Genomic DNA, 16,192 nt, shown 5'->3' with positions numbered 1-16,192 from the left:
AGGGTTTTAGTTTATTGCGAGTTCTTAAGTTGATGATACTTGTTTTTTATCTCTTCCATATTGATGGTGGGGGCAGGAAACTGGGGATTTAATTTTTTTAATGCTTCAGAAATAATCGAGGCAACGGCCAAGTCCCGGAACCATTTGTGGTTTGCGGGGATAACAAACCAGGGTGCGTATTCGGTGCTGCATTGATTTAGCATATCTTCAAAAGCACAGATATACTCGTCCCAATACTTTGCCTCAGTATAATCACTTTCGCTGATTTTCCACTGTTTGGCGGGATCATCAATACGTTGCTTGAATCTCTCCAACTGCTCATCCTGACTGATATATAGGAAAAATTTCAGTATTATTGTGTTGCTTTCAGAGAGTAATTTTTCAAAGTTATTAATTTGATCATAGCGTTCACTCCAAATGTCCATTGGAACCAGGCTATGCACTCGTTCAATCAGTACGCCCTCATACTGAGAGCGGTTGAAGATTGATATATGCCCCCGGGCAGGGGTTACTTTGTGATATCGCCATAAGAAATCATGCTCGCTCTCTTCTTTTGAAGGTTCCTTAAAGGAAATCGCTCTACACATTTGTGGATTTGTTGCGCCTAATACATGCTTGATGGTGCCATCTTTCCCCGAGGCATCTATTCCCTGCAAGCAGATAAGTAGAGATGTTTTACGCTCAGCGTAAAGCTTGTAAGTGAATGAACGTATCTGCTCATCTATACGCTGGGTATCTGGGAGTGCCTCTTCACGACTTTCGTAACAATGTTTGAAGCCCGGATCTATTTCGGAGAGCTTTATCTTGCTGTCAGGCTTTACCCTGAAATCTTCGAAACAATTCATAGTTCGACTGCCTACCTTTTTTAGGCTTTTGTAGATGGCTCAGATATCACTTAATCTTCGATAAAGAAGTTTCTTGACCAGGTCCAGGAAAAACATCCAGATAATCATGTATAGCCATACCAGACCGATTATGGTCCAGGGTATTGCCGGTACCAGCAAGCCGAATCCGCACATCAGCACGGTAAATGCTTGGGTACCAACAATTGCGATAAACAGAGGGAATGCGGGTAGTGGTTTGGAAAAGAAAGCTGTACGAGAGCGCACAACGAATAACAGTAGATGTCCACCCGCTACGATCTGTAAAAATACGATAGTTTGAATTTGCTCTTTATTTAATGCGATCCAGGATTGCCAGTTGGTGTTATTGAGCCATTCCATTCCAATAAAGAGAATACCCATTGTTTGAGCAATAGAAAAAAGGCCGATAATGCTGGAGCCCAGTAATAGGTCTCGCATTTGCCAATGCACAGGTTCCTTGGGAAGCAGAGTATTATCGTAGGCAATGGTCATAATGGGGATGTCATCAAGAAGAGCCACTAGTACGATCATAACCGGGGTTAGGGGCGAGAAGCCGAACATTATGGTAGCAAAGACAACCACCACCATAATATCTAGAGTCATGGATACCCGGAAAAGTACGTAGTTAATAATGCGTTCAAATATTTTTCGGGCTTCATCGATGGCATCGACGATGGTAGATAGTCCGGGAGAGGTCAGGATAATGGCTGCAGCCGCGCGTGCGGCGTCGGTAGCTCCGCTAACGGCGATACCACAGTCAGCTTGCTTAAGGGCCGGCGCATCGTTCACACCATCACCAGTCATGGCAACCTGGTGACCCCTGCCCTGCAATGCTTTCACAATGGCATATTTATGTTCGGGAAACACTCGCCCAAATCCATCTGCACGCTCAACGGTATCGACGATAGTAGATGGCAGGTGGTCCATATCCTGGGACTTTGTAAACACACTACTGGCAGCGAAAATATTTGTTCCAATACCGACTTGGGTGGCGATTTCCTTGCCGATAGCCACATCGTCGCCCGTAATCATTTTTACTTGAAGCCCGTGTTCCCGTGCGCGCTGAATAGTGTCTTTGGAGTCATCCCGAGGTGGGTCTTCAAGAGACAGAATACCCAGGAATTGCCACGGTGAGCCGTTTGCCTTCTGCGCAACACCCAGGGAGCGTAGCCCCCTGGAGGCCTGTTGTTGCACACAAGCAGTGGCTTTGTCGGCCTCGGCACCACTCAAGCTACATAAGTCGACAATAGCCTGGGGGGCCCCTTTGCTGAAATATAGGGTTTGCCCATCCTGATTCTGTACCTTGACTTCAGTGCGTTTGCTCACCGGATCAAAGGGAGTGAATTCATCAACCTTATATTTCTTCAGTTCTTCCTTATTTTTCAGGCCGGTAAAAATTGCTTGATCAATTGGATCGCTGGCGCCTGCTTCAGATGCGATAGCGGCGGCAAGGATCAGCTGGTCGTTGTTTTCCGCACTGAATAAGGTAGGTTCTTCGAGGCACAATTGGTTCTTGGTGAGGGTGCCAGTTTTATCTGAGCAGAGGATATCAACACCAGCCAACTCTTCAATGGACTCCAGCCGCGAGACGATCGCTTTTTTACGGGATAGCGCCAGGGCACCGAGAGCATTGGTCACAGTGATGACCGAAGGCATGGCAACGGGAATCGATGCGATCAGCAACACCAGTACAGTGCGAAGAATATTGATGATATCTGACCAGTGCCATGTTTCGGCGACCACGATATCGCGGTATAGCTCTGTGCCTACCAGAATAACGGCCAACACCAAACACAGCACGATGAGGAAGTCACCGATATGGGTGACGGCTTTCTGCGAATGTGAGGCATTTTGCCCTGCGCCGGCAACAAGTTGGGCGGTGCGCCCAAAGAATGTATTGTGCCCGGTACCAATGACAACAGCGGTCATCTCCCCCCGTTTGGCGATACTGCTGGAATAGCCAATATCACCGATGCCCTTACTGACCGGTAGGGATTCTCCGGTAAGGGCGGCTTGATCAATACTGATGGACTTCCCTTCAGTAAAGCGCACGTCAGCAGGCACGACTTGCCCTAGCTTGATTCGCACTATATCCCCTGGGACCACCATCGCGGCATCGGTAGATTGATACTCCCCATCCCTTAACACATTGGCTTTGGGCGCCATACTGGCCTTCAGTGCTGCCAGCGCATTGGCAGCTTTGTGTTCCTGCCAAAATCCGGCAATCGCGTTGTACAACAGCAGGGCCATAATGATGGCGAAATCGGGCCAGTGGCCAATTAATGCAGAGAGCAATGCGGCCGCTTCAATCATCCAGGGAATGGGGCCCCAGAAAAATCGCAAAAACTTAGTGAGTGCGCTTTGCTCCTTCTCCTGAATGGCATTGGGGCCATATTTTTGCAGGCGGGCGCTGGCTTCATTTTTGGTGAGGCCGGCGGATGATGTGTTTAGCTCAGTGTAAACTGCATCAATATCAGCGTTCTGCAAATCCAGAGATTGCTGGTCGCTGTTGTTTTGATTATTTGGCGATGATTCTTGACCTTGCACTTTGGGTTTCCCAATGACAAAGGTTTACCTGTGGAGTCTTTTCCAGCACTAGATAACTCAATCTAGCAGTTTGCGCCATTCGCTATGTGGACATTGGTGACGGTGGTTAGGGAAATTTGAAGGAATAGAGTTAAAGGTTAAAGAGTCGGTATTGAGTTGGGGTGAAAAACCACTATTCCTGTGAGCCATTGAAAGGGGTATATCAGTGACAACTGATCAAATGCAGGATCAGTCTGTCTCGATAACGTCGCGGTTTTTCTCCGGGGTTTCGAATATCAAATCCTTGCTGTAGTCCTTGGCCAACAGGCCTGGGTATAGGCCATGTGCAGGTGCTTTCCGCATATGCCTAAGTTCTCTTTAGCTTATAGTGCACTTCACGATAGGCCGAAACCTAACCATATAGGGTATCTACTATTAGTGGGTAAGTTCTAACCCTAGTGCTTAGGCGAACAGCACTAATTTGTTAAGCATCTATCTATCAAGAGCAACATTGACTCAAGGATGCCACGTACCCATCTCAGTTGCTTGAACCACTGGCTGTTAAGTGAGGACTCACAGCGATAACGGTGTACATTTAGATTGCTACACAGCGCCTAGTTTTTTCTAGACTTGTTATCATATCACTCGATCTATCCGTGAGAATTGGTCGGGATAGAGATATATTAAGGATTTGAGACTATTTAAAAATAGCGCGGCCCTCGATGAGGCCGCCTTCGAATCTGTAAACTGATTATTCAGAAATTATAGCTAAGCGCTAATGCAGAGAAAGATGGGGTTTCATTATCGACGTTATAGATTGTGTGTTCCAGGCTTATGGCCCAATTCTGATAATTCCAACCTGCTGCTATCCCATAGTACCAATCGTAACCATCGTTGCGCCATTTGCTTGATTCTGAGTATTCAACAGGTCCCCCAGTACCTGGAGCTCCAATAACAGTTGGAGCTGCAAGGTACTCCAAATACTCCCCTTTGAATTTATATTTAACATCCCAGCGCTGATATCCAAATCGAAGCCCTGTATATAATGCTTTTGTCGTATCAGTAGAAATAGATAAGCCTAGTGTCTTTAACTTAATCTCTGAACTGAGGTTTTCTGTAATGCTAAAGTTAGTATCTGTACTTGAGTAGTGGTACATTCCACTAGATTTCCCTAAATCGCTAAATCCACCTTCTAAAGCGAGAAACCTATTGATCCGGTAACCGGCTGAAAAGCTCCAGCCTTCTGAATCTGACAGTGAATAATCATAACTATCTATAACTTCTTGGACTTCAATATCTGTGTCAACGCTGCCATAAGATATTCTTAAGTAGTAATTGTCTTCCTGAGCGATGGTATTACTTGTGGCAAATAGAGCGAATAAAAAAAAGGTTGTTTTTTTCAAGAGTGTCTCCGTAAGTAACGCTTCGCACAAAGACAGTCAAATAGCGTAGCGTCTTGACTGTCTTTGAGATCAAAGAGAGCGATTGCTGCGACTTGTATGGTTGTTCTTAATCGATTCTGATGTTGAAAATCCTTTTCGCTAACGGGTAAATTGAGATCCACCTTCTGCGGCCACCGAAGGCCTTGTTTGTCACGGTTCGTTGCTGCACCGGTTTATAAAACAAGTAGGAACGTGACAGACACTCACTAGGCATAACTTGAATAGTCATGTGGGCCTCTAGCCCGGATAGCAAGGCGGAGATAGCTTATCTTATGGAACCTCAAGAGATCAATGTCAGTATCGATACCGGTAGCAAACAACTGGATATTTATGTGAGACCTACTGATTAATTCTTTAGTTTTACCAGTGATAAAAATGGTATTAAGGATACCATTAAACAACTACAAACTCTTCGCCATACAATATGATCCCATACTAAAGCCGATGTATAAGCGATTAGTCGACTCTGGCAAACCTAAAAAGGTGGCTCTGATTTTCTGCATGAGAAAGCAGATTACGACCCTGAATATGATGGTAAAAAATAACACCTATTGGAATGAAAGTATGGCTTAAAAGCTTGATGAGCGACCATAGTCACTTATTATGAGCTACTGTACTCTCGGCTAAAATTTATACCTCCGCGTAATTTGTAATTCAAAGCTTTCCTACTCTGTAAAATTGGTGCTTTACGAACGTACATTTTGAAACCAGTGGCGCTTATTTTAAATTCCCCTTCCTGGCAGTCAAAACGAAAATCGTGCTCATCGAAGCGACCATTCTTTGTTTTTCTCTCATTCACCATATGCAGATCGGCGACTTCTAGCTCACCTTGCCTGGATTCAATGTCAAGTAAAATATCGTAAGCATTTTCAAATACCATCGTAACGGGAGCAACCCAGAACTTAAAATATGCTTCCCCTTTTCTTGGATGAATCCATTGAAAAATGTAATCGAGATCTATCATAAACTCGAAATTCTCCGTATCAGCCAGGAAACCCCATATTTTGGAGTCGTGCCCCCCATTAGGGAGAAGTCTTTCTCAGACCAAATGTTCTTTTCAAGTTCGTAGGTATACACTCTTATGTCTCATAACGCCCGCAGTATGCGAGGCTTTAAAATCAAGGCAAGGCCGAAATGGAAAAGCTGTCGATGTGCCTATCTCTCCATCAGCTTATAACCTTGGTAAGATTTCGAGTTGTCATCACTAACTATTGTCTAAAGTTCTCGATTTACCATAAACCATCCCCAAGTAAGCTACCGGCCAAACGAGGGCGCCAACAATGTATCCCTTCAAAATGAGCGAGTAGTTGGTTTTTTCCCTTATCCAATCACCAAATAGGGCAAAGAACATCGCAATCGCCATAACACTTAAAAAATACATCAGGAAAGCTTTTACTACTGGATGTACCGATTTAATCTGCATCGAAAGACTCTAGAACATAACATTCCCAAAATGGCGGAGGTCCAGCAAATATGTAGTGTTTGCGATCATGCCTGCGCTTGTCATATTTGATTACGATTAGCTTTAACTTCATTCATGACAACATGAATAAAGCCTCGTGCGAATACTACGATAGCAAAGACCAAAATTGAAATACCTAAAGCAGCACTATCGCCAACTATACCTACATCATAAATCGGATCACTTTCACGCTCCGTTTGCAAGAAAAAGATAAGCCACAATAAAAACCATACGGCAGTACAATAAATCAGTAGTTTTTCACCCCAAGGCAATACTAATGGGGAAAATACTGTCACCGAAAGAATGCCCAATATGAAAAGTGTCATAAAGTCCCTTTACACATGACGCAAAGTGAAGGAGGGAGAGCGTAGCTCTGTGTCCCGCTTGCATGGATTGTTAGCTCATTCGCAAGCATCGGCTTTAGTGCCGCGTTAATCCAAGGGGTGACGTAACTGTTATTTGCTCCACCCTCAAGGATGATTGAACCACTTATGCTATCGGAGTGATACTCCAATCGGTAGCTAGGGCCATCCATTATAATGATCTCTGACTCAGCCGGCTTTTTAATGCCAACAAATATCTCTGTTGTTTCAAATATGGCACGTTTAATTTCTTTGATGCCAATTTCTATTTGAGGGCAGTCTGAAACTTTGATAATGCGCTTGTCGAGGCCAACTTCCGGAGTATAAGCAATATAGAGCACGCCATCATTTATGTGGTAACCGTACTCAGATCCAGGTGCATACCAAGGCCCTGTTAGGAAGGTGATGCCACTAAAGTAATCAAGGTCATCCCCGTATGCGGACTGCAATACATCCTCTTTATTCTCTTGTGACGTACAAGAAGACAAGATCATCGGTATCAGAAATGTACATACTCGAATCTTCATAGAAAGCTAACGTTACCAGCTGGGGCCGAAAAATCAGAGCGAAGCGGCGGTTTTTGGCCGCCTCTGGCGGACTTAGTTATGTTTGTACTTGTTTATATGCATAATACTTGAACAGCATTGCTTGAATTAACGCAAAAGAACCATAAGTTATTGCCGTCTCTGCTACACCTGAGAAAATATATATAACGACAGTAAAAGCCACTGCCGCGCCGAAATATAGAAAATAACTTCCATTGCCGTACCTGCAAATTAACCAATGAACAGGAAAACCAAATAATAGCCAGCCAACGATTGAGAATAGTAAGTAAACCCCCAGAAAAATTAATGAGAACAACCCAAAGCCCGCCCAACTATATAGATCTTGAGGAAGTCCAATTTCATACAATGTATAGATGAGAACAAGGAACGCGGGGAAAAACACGCTCTTTAAAATTGCTGAATCCCACCTTCTTAAGTTCATCGGATGCACCCAAAAATAAAACGTCTTGCCTACAGGCTGACCGTCAGGGCGGTACAGCCCGGAGGGCGACTGTGCGGCAACTGGTTATGTTTTGATTGTAGTATAGTCATCTACGCTTTGGACTTTAAAAACTTTGTTATTTGAGAACTTAAACTCTATTTGCGCACCACCAGTTATGCGGTTTGCTGAAACTAATTTTATAACTGTACCTTCAATACCTAACGTTTTGCCCCAATCTATTAACGGGTAGCCAAAATCTGTTTCTCTACTGGCTTTAGGGTCTTCTAGGCCATTGTTACCTGAGCGCCAAAATAAAATTTCATAATCGAAGTAAACTCTGATCCAATCACCTGAAACTTTTATATAAAGGATATTGGCTTGATCTTCTCTTTTATTCTTACACCAAAATTCTTGAGCGATCAGCTTCTCAAGTTCTTTGTTTTCTATTTCTGGCCAATCGTCATTAATTGAAATTTTATCCATCACTTATAGAGCATAAGCCCTGCTAAACGGCGCGCGCCTTTCGCGCGTCCAGTGGAGGCCGTTTTTCGGTCGGAACGGTGTTTGAGTACCTTGGTACGCCCAGCATGGGCGTGAACTAATGGGGTGAAAGTCCCCTGTAGGAGGATCACCGTTTAATGGATTCCATTAAATGCTAACTACTAGCGAATGGCAACTGCAACACCGTGAGGTCTTGTGGAGAGGAAGCCGCTAGCAAAGCTACGAGCTGACGGACAGAAACATCATATAAGGCTTAGCCTGGAGGCGAGGTGGCCAAGAACACCGAAGCCATGTGATCTAACGGGTAAAGTAAATGATGCAGTTGTGTAGTGAAAGTTCACGTTCTTATCTGGGGAGATCTGTTCAACCTGCTGCTGTAAAGCTGTCAGCGTGGCCGCTGACTCATAAGTAGGCCCAGCCCGCTAGCCACCATCGAGGGGGTAAACAAAATTGGTGGAACACAGCGGCGCCTCGGCCAGTAATGGCCAAGGTGATTGAACAGAAGTCAGCCGACGGCATAGTAGCCTAATGCCAAGATTAATACCTTGGATACGGTGAAGGCTTGAACCCAAAATCCACGAGTTAAAAGACAGGGCTAGCCTACCGATGTGTTGCCAGCCGGATATAAAATTGACGTAGCGCACTGCCATGACACTCAACTCAAATGAAAATCTGCTTGAAGTCATCCTCAGCAAAGAAAATCTTAATGCTGCATGGAAACACGTGCGAAGCAACAAAGGTGCAGCAGGCATTGATGGGGTCACCGTTGATGATTTTGTGCAGCACTTCAAGGTAGTTGGGAATGAAATTATCGAAGCCATTCGGCAAGGTCATTACCAGCCGTTGCCTGTTAGACGCGTCTACATTCGCAAGTCAGATGGTGGTCAGCGAGGGCTAGGGATACCTACGATTTTTGATCGTGTTATTCAGCAAGCTATCGCGCAAATCATCAACCCTATTTTCGATGTGACTTTTTCAGAGTTTAGCTATGGCTTCCGGCCAAAGCGATCACAGCATCACGCGGTGAAAAAACTACAAAAGTATATCGAGGGTGGCAAGCGAATAGCGGTGGATGTCGATCTATCCAAGTTCTTCGATCGAGTGAATCATGACTTTCTCATGAGCTTACTCGGCCAAAGAATTAACGATAAGCGTTTACTCAAACTGATCGCAAGCTACTTGCGCGTAGGCTGGGTAGAAGATGGATGTTGGCAAGCGTGTTATGAGGGGGTGCCGCAAGGTGGCCCTTTATCGCCGCTGCTATCCAATATTGTACTCGATCTGCTCGACAAAGAGCTGGAAAAACGCCGACACAATTTCGTCCGCTATGCGGACGATTTCGTGATTGTCGTTTCCTCTAAACGCTCAGGTGAACGGGTTATGGCCAGCATCAAACGCTTTGTTGAGCGCAAGCTTAAACTCAAAGTTAACGATGCTAAAAGCCAAGTAGTCCCCGTTAGCCGGTGTAAGTTTCTGGGGTTTTCTTTCCGTGGAGCAAAGCTTGTCTGGCATGATAAGTCGCTGCGCCAATTTAAATATCACGTCCGTCAGATTACAGGGCGATCCCGTGGTATTTCGATGGAGAAGAGAATGAAAGAGCTTACCGTATTCCTCCGTGGCTGGATTAATTATTTTGGTATAGCACAAGGCTACCAAAAATGTATTGATCTAGACTGCTGGATACGGCGGCGATTAAGAATGAGCTATTGGAAGAATTGGCGTAGGGTAAGAACGAAAGTTCGAAATTTGCTACGCATGGGTGTGAGTGAATCGCTGGCAGTTACCTGCGGCTCGTCTGCTAAAAGTTACTGGCGAAGCGCAAAAACTGAGGGTATTCATATTGCGCTTAATAATGAGTTCTTCGAAGAGATGGGCTTGATCTCATTGCGAGATCGTTGGGTAGAGATTCATTACGGATAGGGAACCGCCCATTGCGGACCCGCACGATGGGTGGTGTGGGGGCCGGTAGTTAGAAACTACCGGCTACCCGATTTAGCACTACACTACAATGTGCTCACAAAGTGATTAATTATAGATTTTTTAATTTCAGGAGCAGTCTCTTTACTGAAACCATGACCTGTTTTGTAAGAGTTATGCACTACTTTATGTTTAAACTGCTTACTTTTTAAATAAACTTCGATGTCTTTAGACATTTGAAAAGATGGCCAAACTTGATCGTTTTCTGCTGAAATCATTAATATCGGACCATTAATATTTTCAAATTTGAATAAAGATTTATTAACGTTAGTTTTATTTTCTAATGCGACTGTAAATCTGTCAAGTAACTTAGCATTTGAATCTAACTCTAAACCTAAAGCTGGAATATCTTGACCGCCAATTGTCCAAGCTGACTTCGGCACAGTTAGTCCGTACCAAGCAACCTTACTTGGAGTAGTAACCACTACGGATTTAATACGAGAATCCATACTTGCCAATAAAAATGCAGCCTCTGAACCTCTAGAGCCACCAACTACACCAATTTTAGAGGAGTCTATCAAAGGGTGATTTTCTAAATAATTTATTGCTTCAATGAAATACTCCATTGGTATTTGATCTAGTGTTTGTGAAATACCTTTTTCTTTAAAGTAAGCTAAACCCAGAACAGCAACACCGTGAGGGGCGATCATTTCACCGTTAGCATTACCTGTATCTAATCCCCCCTCAGAACCTCCAAAAGCAATAACTACAGGAAGTTTTTTTTCAGTTTTAGGTAAATACAAGTTTGCAACTAAGTTCTTATGCTCAACTTTACTTACCTCATATTCGTGGTTTTCAGCTTGTAATGAAAAAGGAACTAATGAACCAATTAGAAGTAAAAAAGGTATGAAATTATGCACGAAATCTCCTTGTAGTGCTAACGCCTTGCTCAACCGCCACCGGAATGGAGCCGCTTTGTGCTAGCGTAGCGTACAGCACACAGCGGGCGGAGTGTAGGTGGTCGGATGCAGCAATTTGTTAGGTTCTTGGCTGGTTAGGCAAAATCAGGGCAAATACAGCACCTCCGCCAATGCCTGCAATAGCAGTAGCTACAATCCACTCAGCTTCTTTAGTAACTATGCACAGGGCCAGCATTGGTATACTCGCTATGATCCCTGCACCAACAAACCATGTTCTATTAATTTTCTTAAGCTTAAATAAGAAATACAAAATCGGAAACCCAACTACGGAAAAATATATACCCGAAAAAAACCCAACCAGCAACCAAAGTATCGCGATTCCTTTTACGTAACTCATTGACAGCTGTATGCCATCTAAATGAAGCACAGTAAGATAAACGACCGTCACAAATAGCCAGCTTAAAAATACACTAACCGTCAATCGCATATTCAACACTGGTCTTGCCCACAAAAAGTAGACACTCTAACTATGCGTATTTTCGCTCATACTCTGCTGGACTTACATAGCCCAATGCAGAGTGCCTACGAACCCTATTGTAGAAAATCTCAATGTATTCAAACACTGCAGATTTTGCTTGCTCTTCGCTTTCGAATGCTCTGGCATAGACCATCTCGACTTTTAGCCTGCTAAAGAATGATTCCATTGCCGCATTATCCCAACAGTTAGCCTGGCGACTCATACTCGGCTTGCACTTACTTTCAGACAAGAGATCCTGGTATTTCTGCGATCGATATTGCACACCCCTGTCGGAGTGAACTATTAGTCCAGGCTTTATTTGTCGTCGCTCTAGGGCCATTTTCAACGCTCGGTGTGTCAACTCATCGGTCATCTGGGAGTCAAATGCCCAACCTACAATACGTCGAGAGTACAGATCCATAACTACCGCGAGGTACAACCACCGCTCCAGAACCCAGATATACGTAATGTCACTGGTCCAGCGGCAATTTGGTCGATCCACATCGAAGCAACGCTTAAGTAGGTTGGCGGCGACATTGATATTCCTCTCTACTGGCTGACTATATCGAAAGCCTTTGCCGTTTCTCGCTTTAATATGCTCTTGTTGCATAAGCTTAGCGACGTAGTTCCGCGAGCATGACTCGCCTAATTCTTGAAGCTCGCAAGCGATTCTAGGCGCTCCATAACGACCTTTAAGCTCAGAAAACGTCTCTCGGATTTTCTCGATTGTTCGTATCTTTCTAATCGTGCGAGCAGATGGCAACCGCCCCCGCCATCGATAATAACCCGATCTTGAGACTTCTAAACACCGACACATCAAGCTAACCGGGAATGACCCTACATGCTCTTGTATCAGCGCGTACTTTACTCTTGGTGGTTCGCAAAGTACGCAGCTGCCTTTTTTAGAAACTCAACCTCCTGACGAGCTTCATGCAGCTCCTTCTTGAGCTTGCGAACTTCAGCGCTTTCCTGTTTGGAATAGTCGACACCGTCTAAACTATTGAACTGCTTATCAGACAGTCGATTAAATTGACGACGCCAGTTGTAGATCTGCTGTGCGCTGACGCCTAGTTCTCTTGCCACAGAAGCCGTTGTTACTCCAGGCTTTTCCGCTCTCTTAACTGCTTCTCTACGGAACTCCTCCGTATACGCCTGAGTTCTTTTCTTACCCATGATACACCTCCGTGTTAGGCCTAAACCTAACTATACAGGGTGTCTACTAAACGTGGGTAAGTCTTACACCTAACGCCGCTAGCAAGGGCAGCCGAAGCAACGCGTAGGCTGTCCAGCCCAGCCCCGAAGGGGTTGGGCGAGCTTGCCTAGCCTGGTTATGGTTGGCGCGCTCGAGACCGACTACTAGCACTTTGCCAGCCATTGTTTGGCTGGCCGCTGCCCAATATTTACGAGGAAAGAATACCGCACTTTCCCCAACCAATTCCTATCTTACTGGCACTCCACGAAATTGCACCGGACTGCCTCTTTTTACAACACCCGAGCGAACACTCTAGGAGCGAGACTGCTTGAATAGCAATCTGTAAAATTGCTCAACACCGGATGCTATTTAGTAGCACTAAACCTTCAGTTACCACGGAAAATCAATAAAACCGACCGCCACAATAACGTTGCCAACAGGGGCAGCCGGAGCGTTTGCGTGCGAAGCGCGCTGCGTAGGCTGTCCAGCCTAGCCCTACAGGGGCTGGGCGAGCCTGCTTGGCCTGGTTATAGCTGGCGCGCACTGAACAACCTACTTGCCCTCTGCCAGCCAACTTTGGCTGGCCACTGCCCAATATTTACGAAGAAAGAATACCGCACTTTCCCCAACCAATTCCTATCTTACTGGCACTCCACGAAATTGCTGTGGACGGCCTCTTTTTACAGCACCTGAGCGAACACTCTAGGAGAGAAACTGCTTGAATAGCAATCAATAAAAACTGCTCAATACTGGCTGCTAATTAGTGGTACTAAACTTTCAGTTACTACGAAAAATCAATAAAATCGACCGCCACAATAACGTTGCCAGCAAGGGCAGCCGAAGCGAAGCGTAGGCTGTCCAGCCCAGCCACCAGCTGGGCGATCTTGCCTGGCCTGGTTATAGCTGGCGCGCACTGAACGACCTACCTGCTCTCTGCCAGCCAACTTTGGCTGGCCACTGCCCGATAAATTTACAGGGGAAAGTACCATACTTTCCCCACCGGTTAACTATCTGATTGGCACTCCACGATGGTGTAGCTGGCTTGCAGGGTTTGCTGACATAAAACGATGGCACTGGAACGAAACTGCGGTACCAGCTCACAGAAAAAGAGTGCTCAGATAGAGATTGATGCTTGCAGCAGCTACAAAACATCTAAAAATTGACCGCCACAATAACGCCCCAATAACCGGCAGCCGGAGCATAGCGTAGGCTGTCCGGCGGAAGCCCGAAGGGCTGGAGTGAAGTTCATTGGCTGGTTATGAGTGTACTGACTAGCAACAACATTGCAAATATTAAAACACATAAAAGAGATGCCTTATATTTCTTAGCTACGCTAGTCCGTAACCGCAGAATTTCATCAGAGAAATTTTCTCGACCAAACTTTGTCTTACTTAAAATTAGGATCCAATAGTAATACGAACCATTTAATGCTGAGAAATATTTCTCATGCACTTTCGGCCGCTCTTTTTTAATCAAAGCAATAAGTGCTTTACCGGAAGCTGTTGCCCATAGGAAAAGCACCACACTCAATAGGAAAAACAGCAATGCAAAGATTAACATCGACCTATTCAACACTCATAACGCCCCGCAGCACAGGCCGGAGGTGCGAAGCACCGGAGGTCCAGCACACGAAGTGTGCGATTGTGCCTGCGTTTGTTAAGTGACTCACATACAGTTACTAAATACGCCACCATACCTCATCACCAGATATACATAGCATTACGTCTTTAAATACACGTTTATCCGACATACGCACCAATTGCAGTTTTAAATTATCAATTGCAACAAAGGTATCTTCTGATTCTTCAGAATCGAATTCTTCGGTTTCTATAAATTTCTGAGCTTTTTCAAAGAGATTACGGTATTCATCAAAAGGCGGAGTTGGAACCAACACACCTATGAACCAAGGCTGATCAAGGTCTATTTGTGTTAAGTCGGCCAACTTTTGGTCTTCTTTGTATAGTTCCCAGATATTCATTTTTCACTTAACAGTTAATTCAAAAGAAGCGTCTTTATATCACCCTTCTATATAATTCTGCTGCAGTCATCCAAGATTACCCAAAAAACATAGCAATATCAGTAGGTTAGAGGCATTGGCGCAATCCTCAATAGGTAGATATATAACAGCGGCTATATATCTACCTGCTTTTCTTGCTCGTGACAATAGTGCCACCCCCTTTAAAGTCAATGACTTAGCTAGCTCTCTCCAGAAATAGGAGAAGCTTCTCTTGAATTCTGATATTGAAAGTAGAACAAGATATGAAATGCTGTATATAAGACAGTTTGAATAGCAATGTTATGGAAGATATTCGCGGTTAAGTACCAAGTAAGACTGAATGCTTCACGGGAGTCTCCTGGTAGCATATTTGAAATTAAGGACCCTCTGATCAACGAAGCATTTTTCCAGAATTAAGCTGAGCTGCTTGAAAAATTCACTTTATTACGCTCAAGCGCGTAATTTTCGCGTAATAGTCCCCTAATTTTTCATCTGAAATCCTCAAAGGCGGATTTCAGGCGCCCCCCCCTAGGTAGCCAAGTATTTTCTCCCTATTAATAAGTTGGTAAAGCCTGCCAGTAAGCACAGCCTCTCAGTATTTTTTACCAGTCCCCGATAGCGGACCTTGTCATAACCAAATACCTGTTTGATGTAGCGGAAGGGGTGCTCGACCTTCGCTCTTATCTGCGCCTTGATCTTTTCCGCTTTACGGAGTGCATCACGCCCTGGAAGAGTTTTTAGCTTGCTCGGCTTCATTGCTATATACCAATCCGCCTCCCGCTCTTTCAACTCTTCACGTTTCTCCGCACCAATATACCCAGAGTCTCCCCAGATTCTTTTCTCCTCCCCGTGGAGAACTCGCTCTGTGGTTGTGACATCATGCGAATTCGCTGCTGTTGTATCTATGCTATGTATTACTCCGAGCACATCATCAACCCCGATATGCATTTTCATTCCAAAGTGCCACTGATTGCCTTTCTTTGTTTGATGCATTTCTGGATCACGCTCTTTCTTTTTATTCTTAGTTGAAGTTGGCGCAGAGATAATAGTGGCATCTACAATCGTGCCTTCACGCAGTACCATGCCATTCTCAGCAAGATGTTTGTTGATTTCATCAAAAAGAGCTGCACCTAGCTGATTGAACTCCAGTAAGTGGCGAAAGTTAAGAATCGTTGTTTCATCGGGAATCGGGTTACTCAAAGTCAATCCAGCAAAACTACGCATGGATTCAATTTCATACAGTGAATCTTCCATAGCGGGATCACCGAGATTGTAAAATAGCTGCATGCAATGAATACGAAGCATGACACTCAATGGATATGGCTGTCGGCCACGTTTGCCTTGTGGGTAACAAGGAGTGATCTGAGCTTCTAGTCGCTGCCATGGGATGAGGATTTCCATTTGAGAAAGAAACTTCTCTCGGCGAGTTATACGGCGCTTTAGCTTATATTCTGCTTCGGCAAAGGTGACTTGGTGCATGATTCATCGTAGTCTTGATGGGTAGGTG

General features: G+C 44.7%; 17 protein-coding genes. 1 reads left to right on the top strand and 16 read right to left on the bottom strand.

Going from position 1 to position 16,192, the window contains the following annotated elements; genetic code table 11:
- Positions 1-11: 11 nt before the first annotated feature.
- From ACJJI4_RS18215 to ACJJI4_RS18175, 9 genes are all read right to left on the bottom strand, one after another.
- On the bottom strand, positions 12-845 hold the full coding sequence (locus ACJJI4_RS18215; protein ID WP_444926042.1) for a polyphosphate kinase 2 family protein: 834 nt from the start codon (positions 843-845) through the stop codon (positions 12-14).
- A 39-nt stretch (positions 846-884) separates the two neighbouring features.
- Entirely contained in the window at positions 885-3,410 is a 2,526-nt protein-coding gene (locus ACJJI4_RS18210) for a plasma-membrane proton-efflux P-type ATPase (protein ID WP_444926041.1), read from the bottom strand.
- A gap of 734 nt (positions 3,411-4,144) precedes the next feature.
- A complete protein-coding gene (locus ACJJI4_RS18205; RefSeq protein ID WP_444926040.1) occupies positions 4,145-4,792 on the bottom strand; it encodes an outer membrane beta-barrel protein in 648 nt (215 codons plus the stop codon).
- Between the two features lie 640 nt (positions 4,793-5,432).
- The gene (locus ACJJI4_RS18200) at positions 5,433-5,795 is read right to left on the bottom strand and encodes a hypothetical protein (protein WP_444926039.1); all 363 of its coding nucleotides are present in this window, start codon (positions 5,793-5,795) and stop codon (positions 5,433-5,435) included.
- Between the two features lie 240 nt (positions 5,796-6,035).
- Complete coding sequence (locus ACJJI4_RS18195) at positions 6,036-6,254, bottom strand: hypothetical protein (RefSeq protein WP_444926038.1); 219 nt, start codon at positions 6,252-6,254, stop codon at positions 6,036-6,038.
- 80 nt (positions 6,255-6,334) lie between these two features.
- Complete coding sequence (locus ACJJI4_RS18190; protein WP_444926037.1) at positions 6,335-6,619, bottom strand: hypothetical protein; 285 nt, start codon at positions 6,617-6,619, stop codon at positions 6,335-6,337.
- On the bottom strand, positions 6,616-7,104 hold the full coding sequence (locus ACJJI4_RS18185; RefSeq protein ID WP_444926036.1) for a hypothetical protein: 489 nt from the start codon (positions 7,102-7,104) through the stop codon (positions 6,616-6,618). Before ACJJI4_RS18185 ends, ACJJI4_RS18190 begins: the two co-directional genes overlap by 4 nt.
- A 154-nt stretch (positions 7,105-7,258) precedes the next feature.
- Positions 7,259-7,642, bottom strand: a complete 384-nt coding sequence (locus ACJJI4_RS18180) for a hypothetical protein (RefSeq protein WP_444926035.1) — start codon at positions 7,640-7,642, stop codon at positions 7,259-7,261.
- 84 nt (positions 7,643-7,726) lie between these two features.
- The gene (locus tag ACJJI4_RS18175; protein ID WP_444926034.1) at positions 7,727-8,128 is read right to left on the bottom strand and encodes a hypothetical protein; all 402 of its coding nucleotides are present in this window, start codon (positions 8,126-8,128) and stop codon (positions 7,727-7,729) included.
- 663 nt (positions 8,129-8,791) lie between these two features.
- On the opposite strand from ACJJI4_RS18175, the gene ltrA reads away from it, so the two are divergent.
- Positions 8,792-10,063, top strand: coding sequence for a group II intron reverse transcriptase/maturase (gene ltrA / locus ACJJI4_RS18170; RefSeq protein WP_444926033.1), 1,272 nt, complete (start codon positions 8,792-8,794; stop codon positions 10,061-10,063).
- 83 nt (positions 10,064-10,146) lie between these two features.
- On the opposite strand, the gene ACJJI4_RS18165 is transcribed toward ltrA, so the two are convergent.
- The 7 genes from ACJJI4_RS18165 to ACJJI4_RS18135 form a co-directional block, all read right to left on the bottom strand.
- Positions 10,147-10,980 carry an acyl-CoA thioester hydrolase/BAAT C-terminal domain-containing protein gene (locus ACJJI4_RS18165; RefSeq protein WP_444926032.1) on the bottom strand — a complete coding sequence of 278 codons (834 nt, stop codon included), beginning with the start codon at positions 10,978-10,980 and terminating at the stop codon, positions 10,147-10,149.
- Between the two features lie 118 nt (positions 10,981-11,098).
- Positions 11,099-11,476 (bottom strand): hypothetical protein, encoded by a 378-nt coding sequence (locus ACJJI4_RS18160; protein WP_444926031.1) that lies wholly within the window; start codon positions 11,474-11,476, stop codon positions 11,099-11,101.
- A gap of 31 nt (positions 11,477-11,507) precedes the next feature.
- The gene (locus ACJJI4_RS18155) at positions 11,508-12,350 is read right to left on the bottom strand and encodes an IS3 family transposase (protein ID WP_444928245.1); all 843 of its coding nucleotides are present in this window, start codon (positions 12,348-12,350) and stop codon (positions 11,508-11,510) included.
- 11 nt (positions 12,351-12,361) lie between these two features.
- Positions 12,362-12,670: a transposase gene (locus tag ACJJI4_RS18150; protein WP_444926030.1), complete on the bottom strand. Its 309-nt coding sequence runs from the start codon at positions 12,668-12,670 to the stop codon at positions 12,362-12,364.
- A 1,264-nt stretch (positions 12,671-13,934) separates the two neighbouring features.
- Positions 13,935-14,249, bottom strand: coding sequence for a hypothetical protein (locus tag ACJJI4_RS18145; protein ID WP_444926029.1), 315 nt, complete (start codon positions 14,247-14,249; stop codon positions 13,935-13,937).
- A 118-nt stretch (positions 14,250-14,367) separates the two neighbouring features.
- On the bottom strand, positions 14,368-14,667 hold the full coding sequence (locus ACJJI4_RS18140; protein WP_444926028.1) for a hypothetical protein: 300 nt from the start codon (positions 14,665-14,667) through the stop codon (positions 14,368-14,370).
- A gap of 546 nt (positions 14,668-15,213) precedes the next feature.
- Entirely contained in the window at positions 15,214-16,164 is a 951-nt protein-coding gene (locus ACJJI4_RS18135) for an IS5 family transposase (RefSeq protein WP_444926027.1), read from the bottom strand.
- Positions 16,165-16,192 lie beyond the last annotated feature (28 nt).

Source organism: Microbulbifer maximicatervae (SeqCode) (assembly GCF_052467305.1).
Note: the sequence above shows the minus strand (reverse complement) of the source record. Positions and strands in the feature narration are given on the sequence as shown.

Coding starts and splice junctions, on each gene's coding strand:
- ACJJI4_RS18150 (WP_444926030.1), bottom strand. CDS start 12,670: ATGGGTAAGAAAAGAACTCAGGCGTATACGGAGGAGTTCCGTAGAGAA.
- ACJJI4_RS18180 (WP_444926035.1), bottom strand. CDS start 7,642: ATGAACTTAAGAAGGTGGGATTCAGCAATTTTAAAGAGCGTGTTTTTC.
- ACJJI4_RS18135 (WP_444926027.1), bottom strand. CDS start 16,164: ATGCACCAAGTCACCTTTGCCGAAGCAGAATATAAGCTAAAGCGCCGT.
- ACJJI4_RS18195 (WP_444926038.1), bottom strand. CDS start 6,254: ATGCAGATTAAATCGGTACATCCAGTAGTAAAAGCTTTCCTGATGTAT.
- ltrA (WP_444926033.1), top strand. CDS start 8,792: ATGACACTCAACTCAAATGAAAATCTGCTTGAAGTCATCCTCAGCAAA.
- ACJJI4_RS18145 (WP_444926029.1), bottom strand. CDS start 14,249: ATGTTAATCTTTGCATTGCTGTTTTTCCTATTGAGTGTGGTGCTTTTC.
- ACJJI4_RS18190 (WP_444926037.1), bottom strand. CDS start 6,619: ATGACACTTTTCATATTGGGCATTCTTTCGGTGACAGTATTTTCCCCA.
- ACJJI4_RS18140 (WP_444926028.1), bottom strand. CDS start 14,667: ATGAATATCTGGGAACTATACAAAGAAGACCAAAAGTTGGCCGACTTA.
- ACJJI4_RS18200 (WP_444926039.1), bottom strand. CDS start 5,795: ATGATAGATCTCGATTACATTTTTCAATGGATTCATCCAAGAAAAGGG.
- ACJJI4_RS18215 (WP_444926042.1), bottom strand. CDS start 845: ATGAATTGTTTCGAAGATTTCAGGGTAAAGCCTGACAGCAAGATAAAG.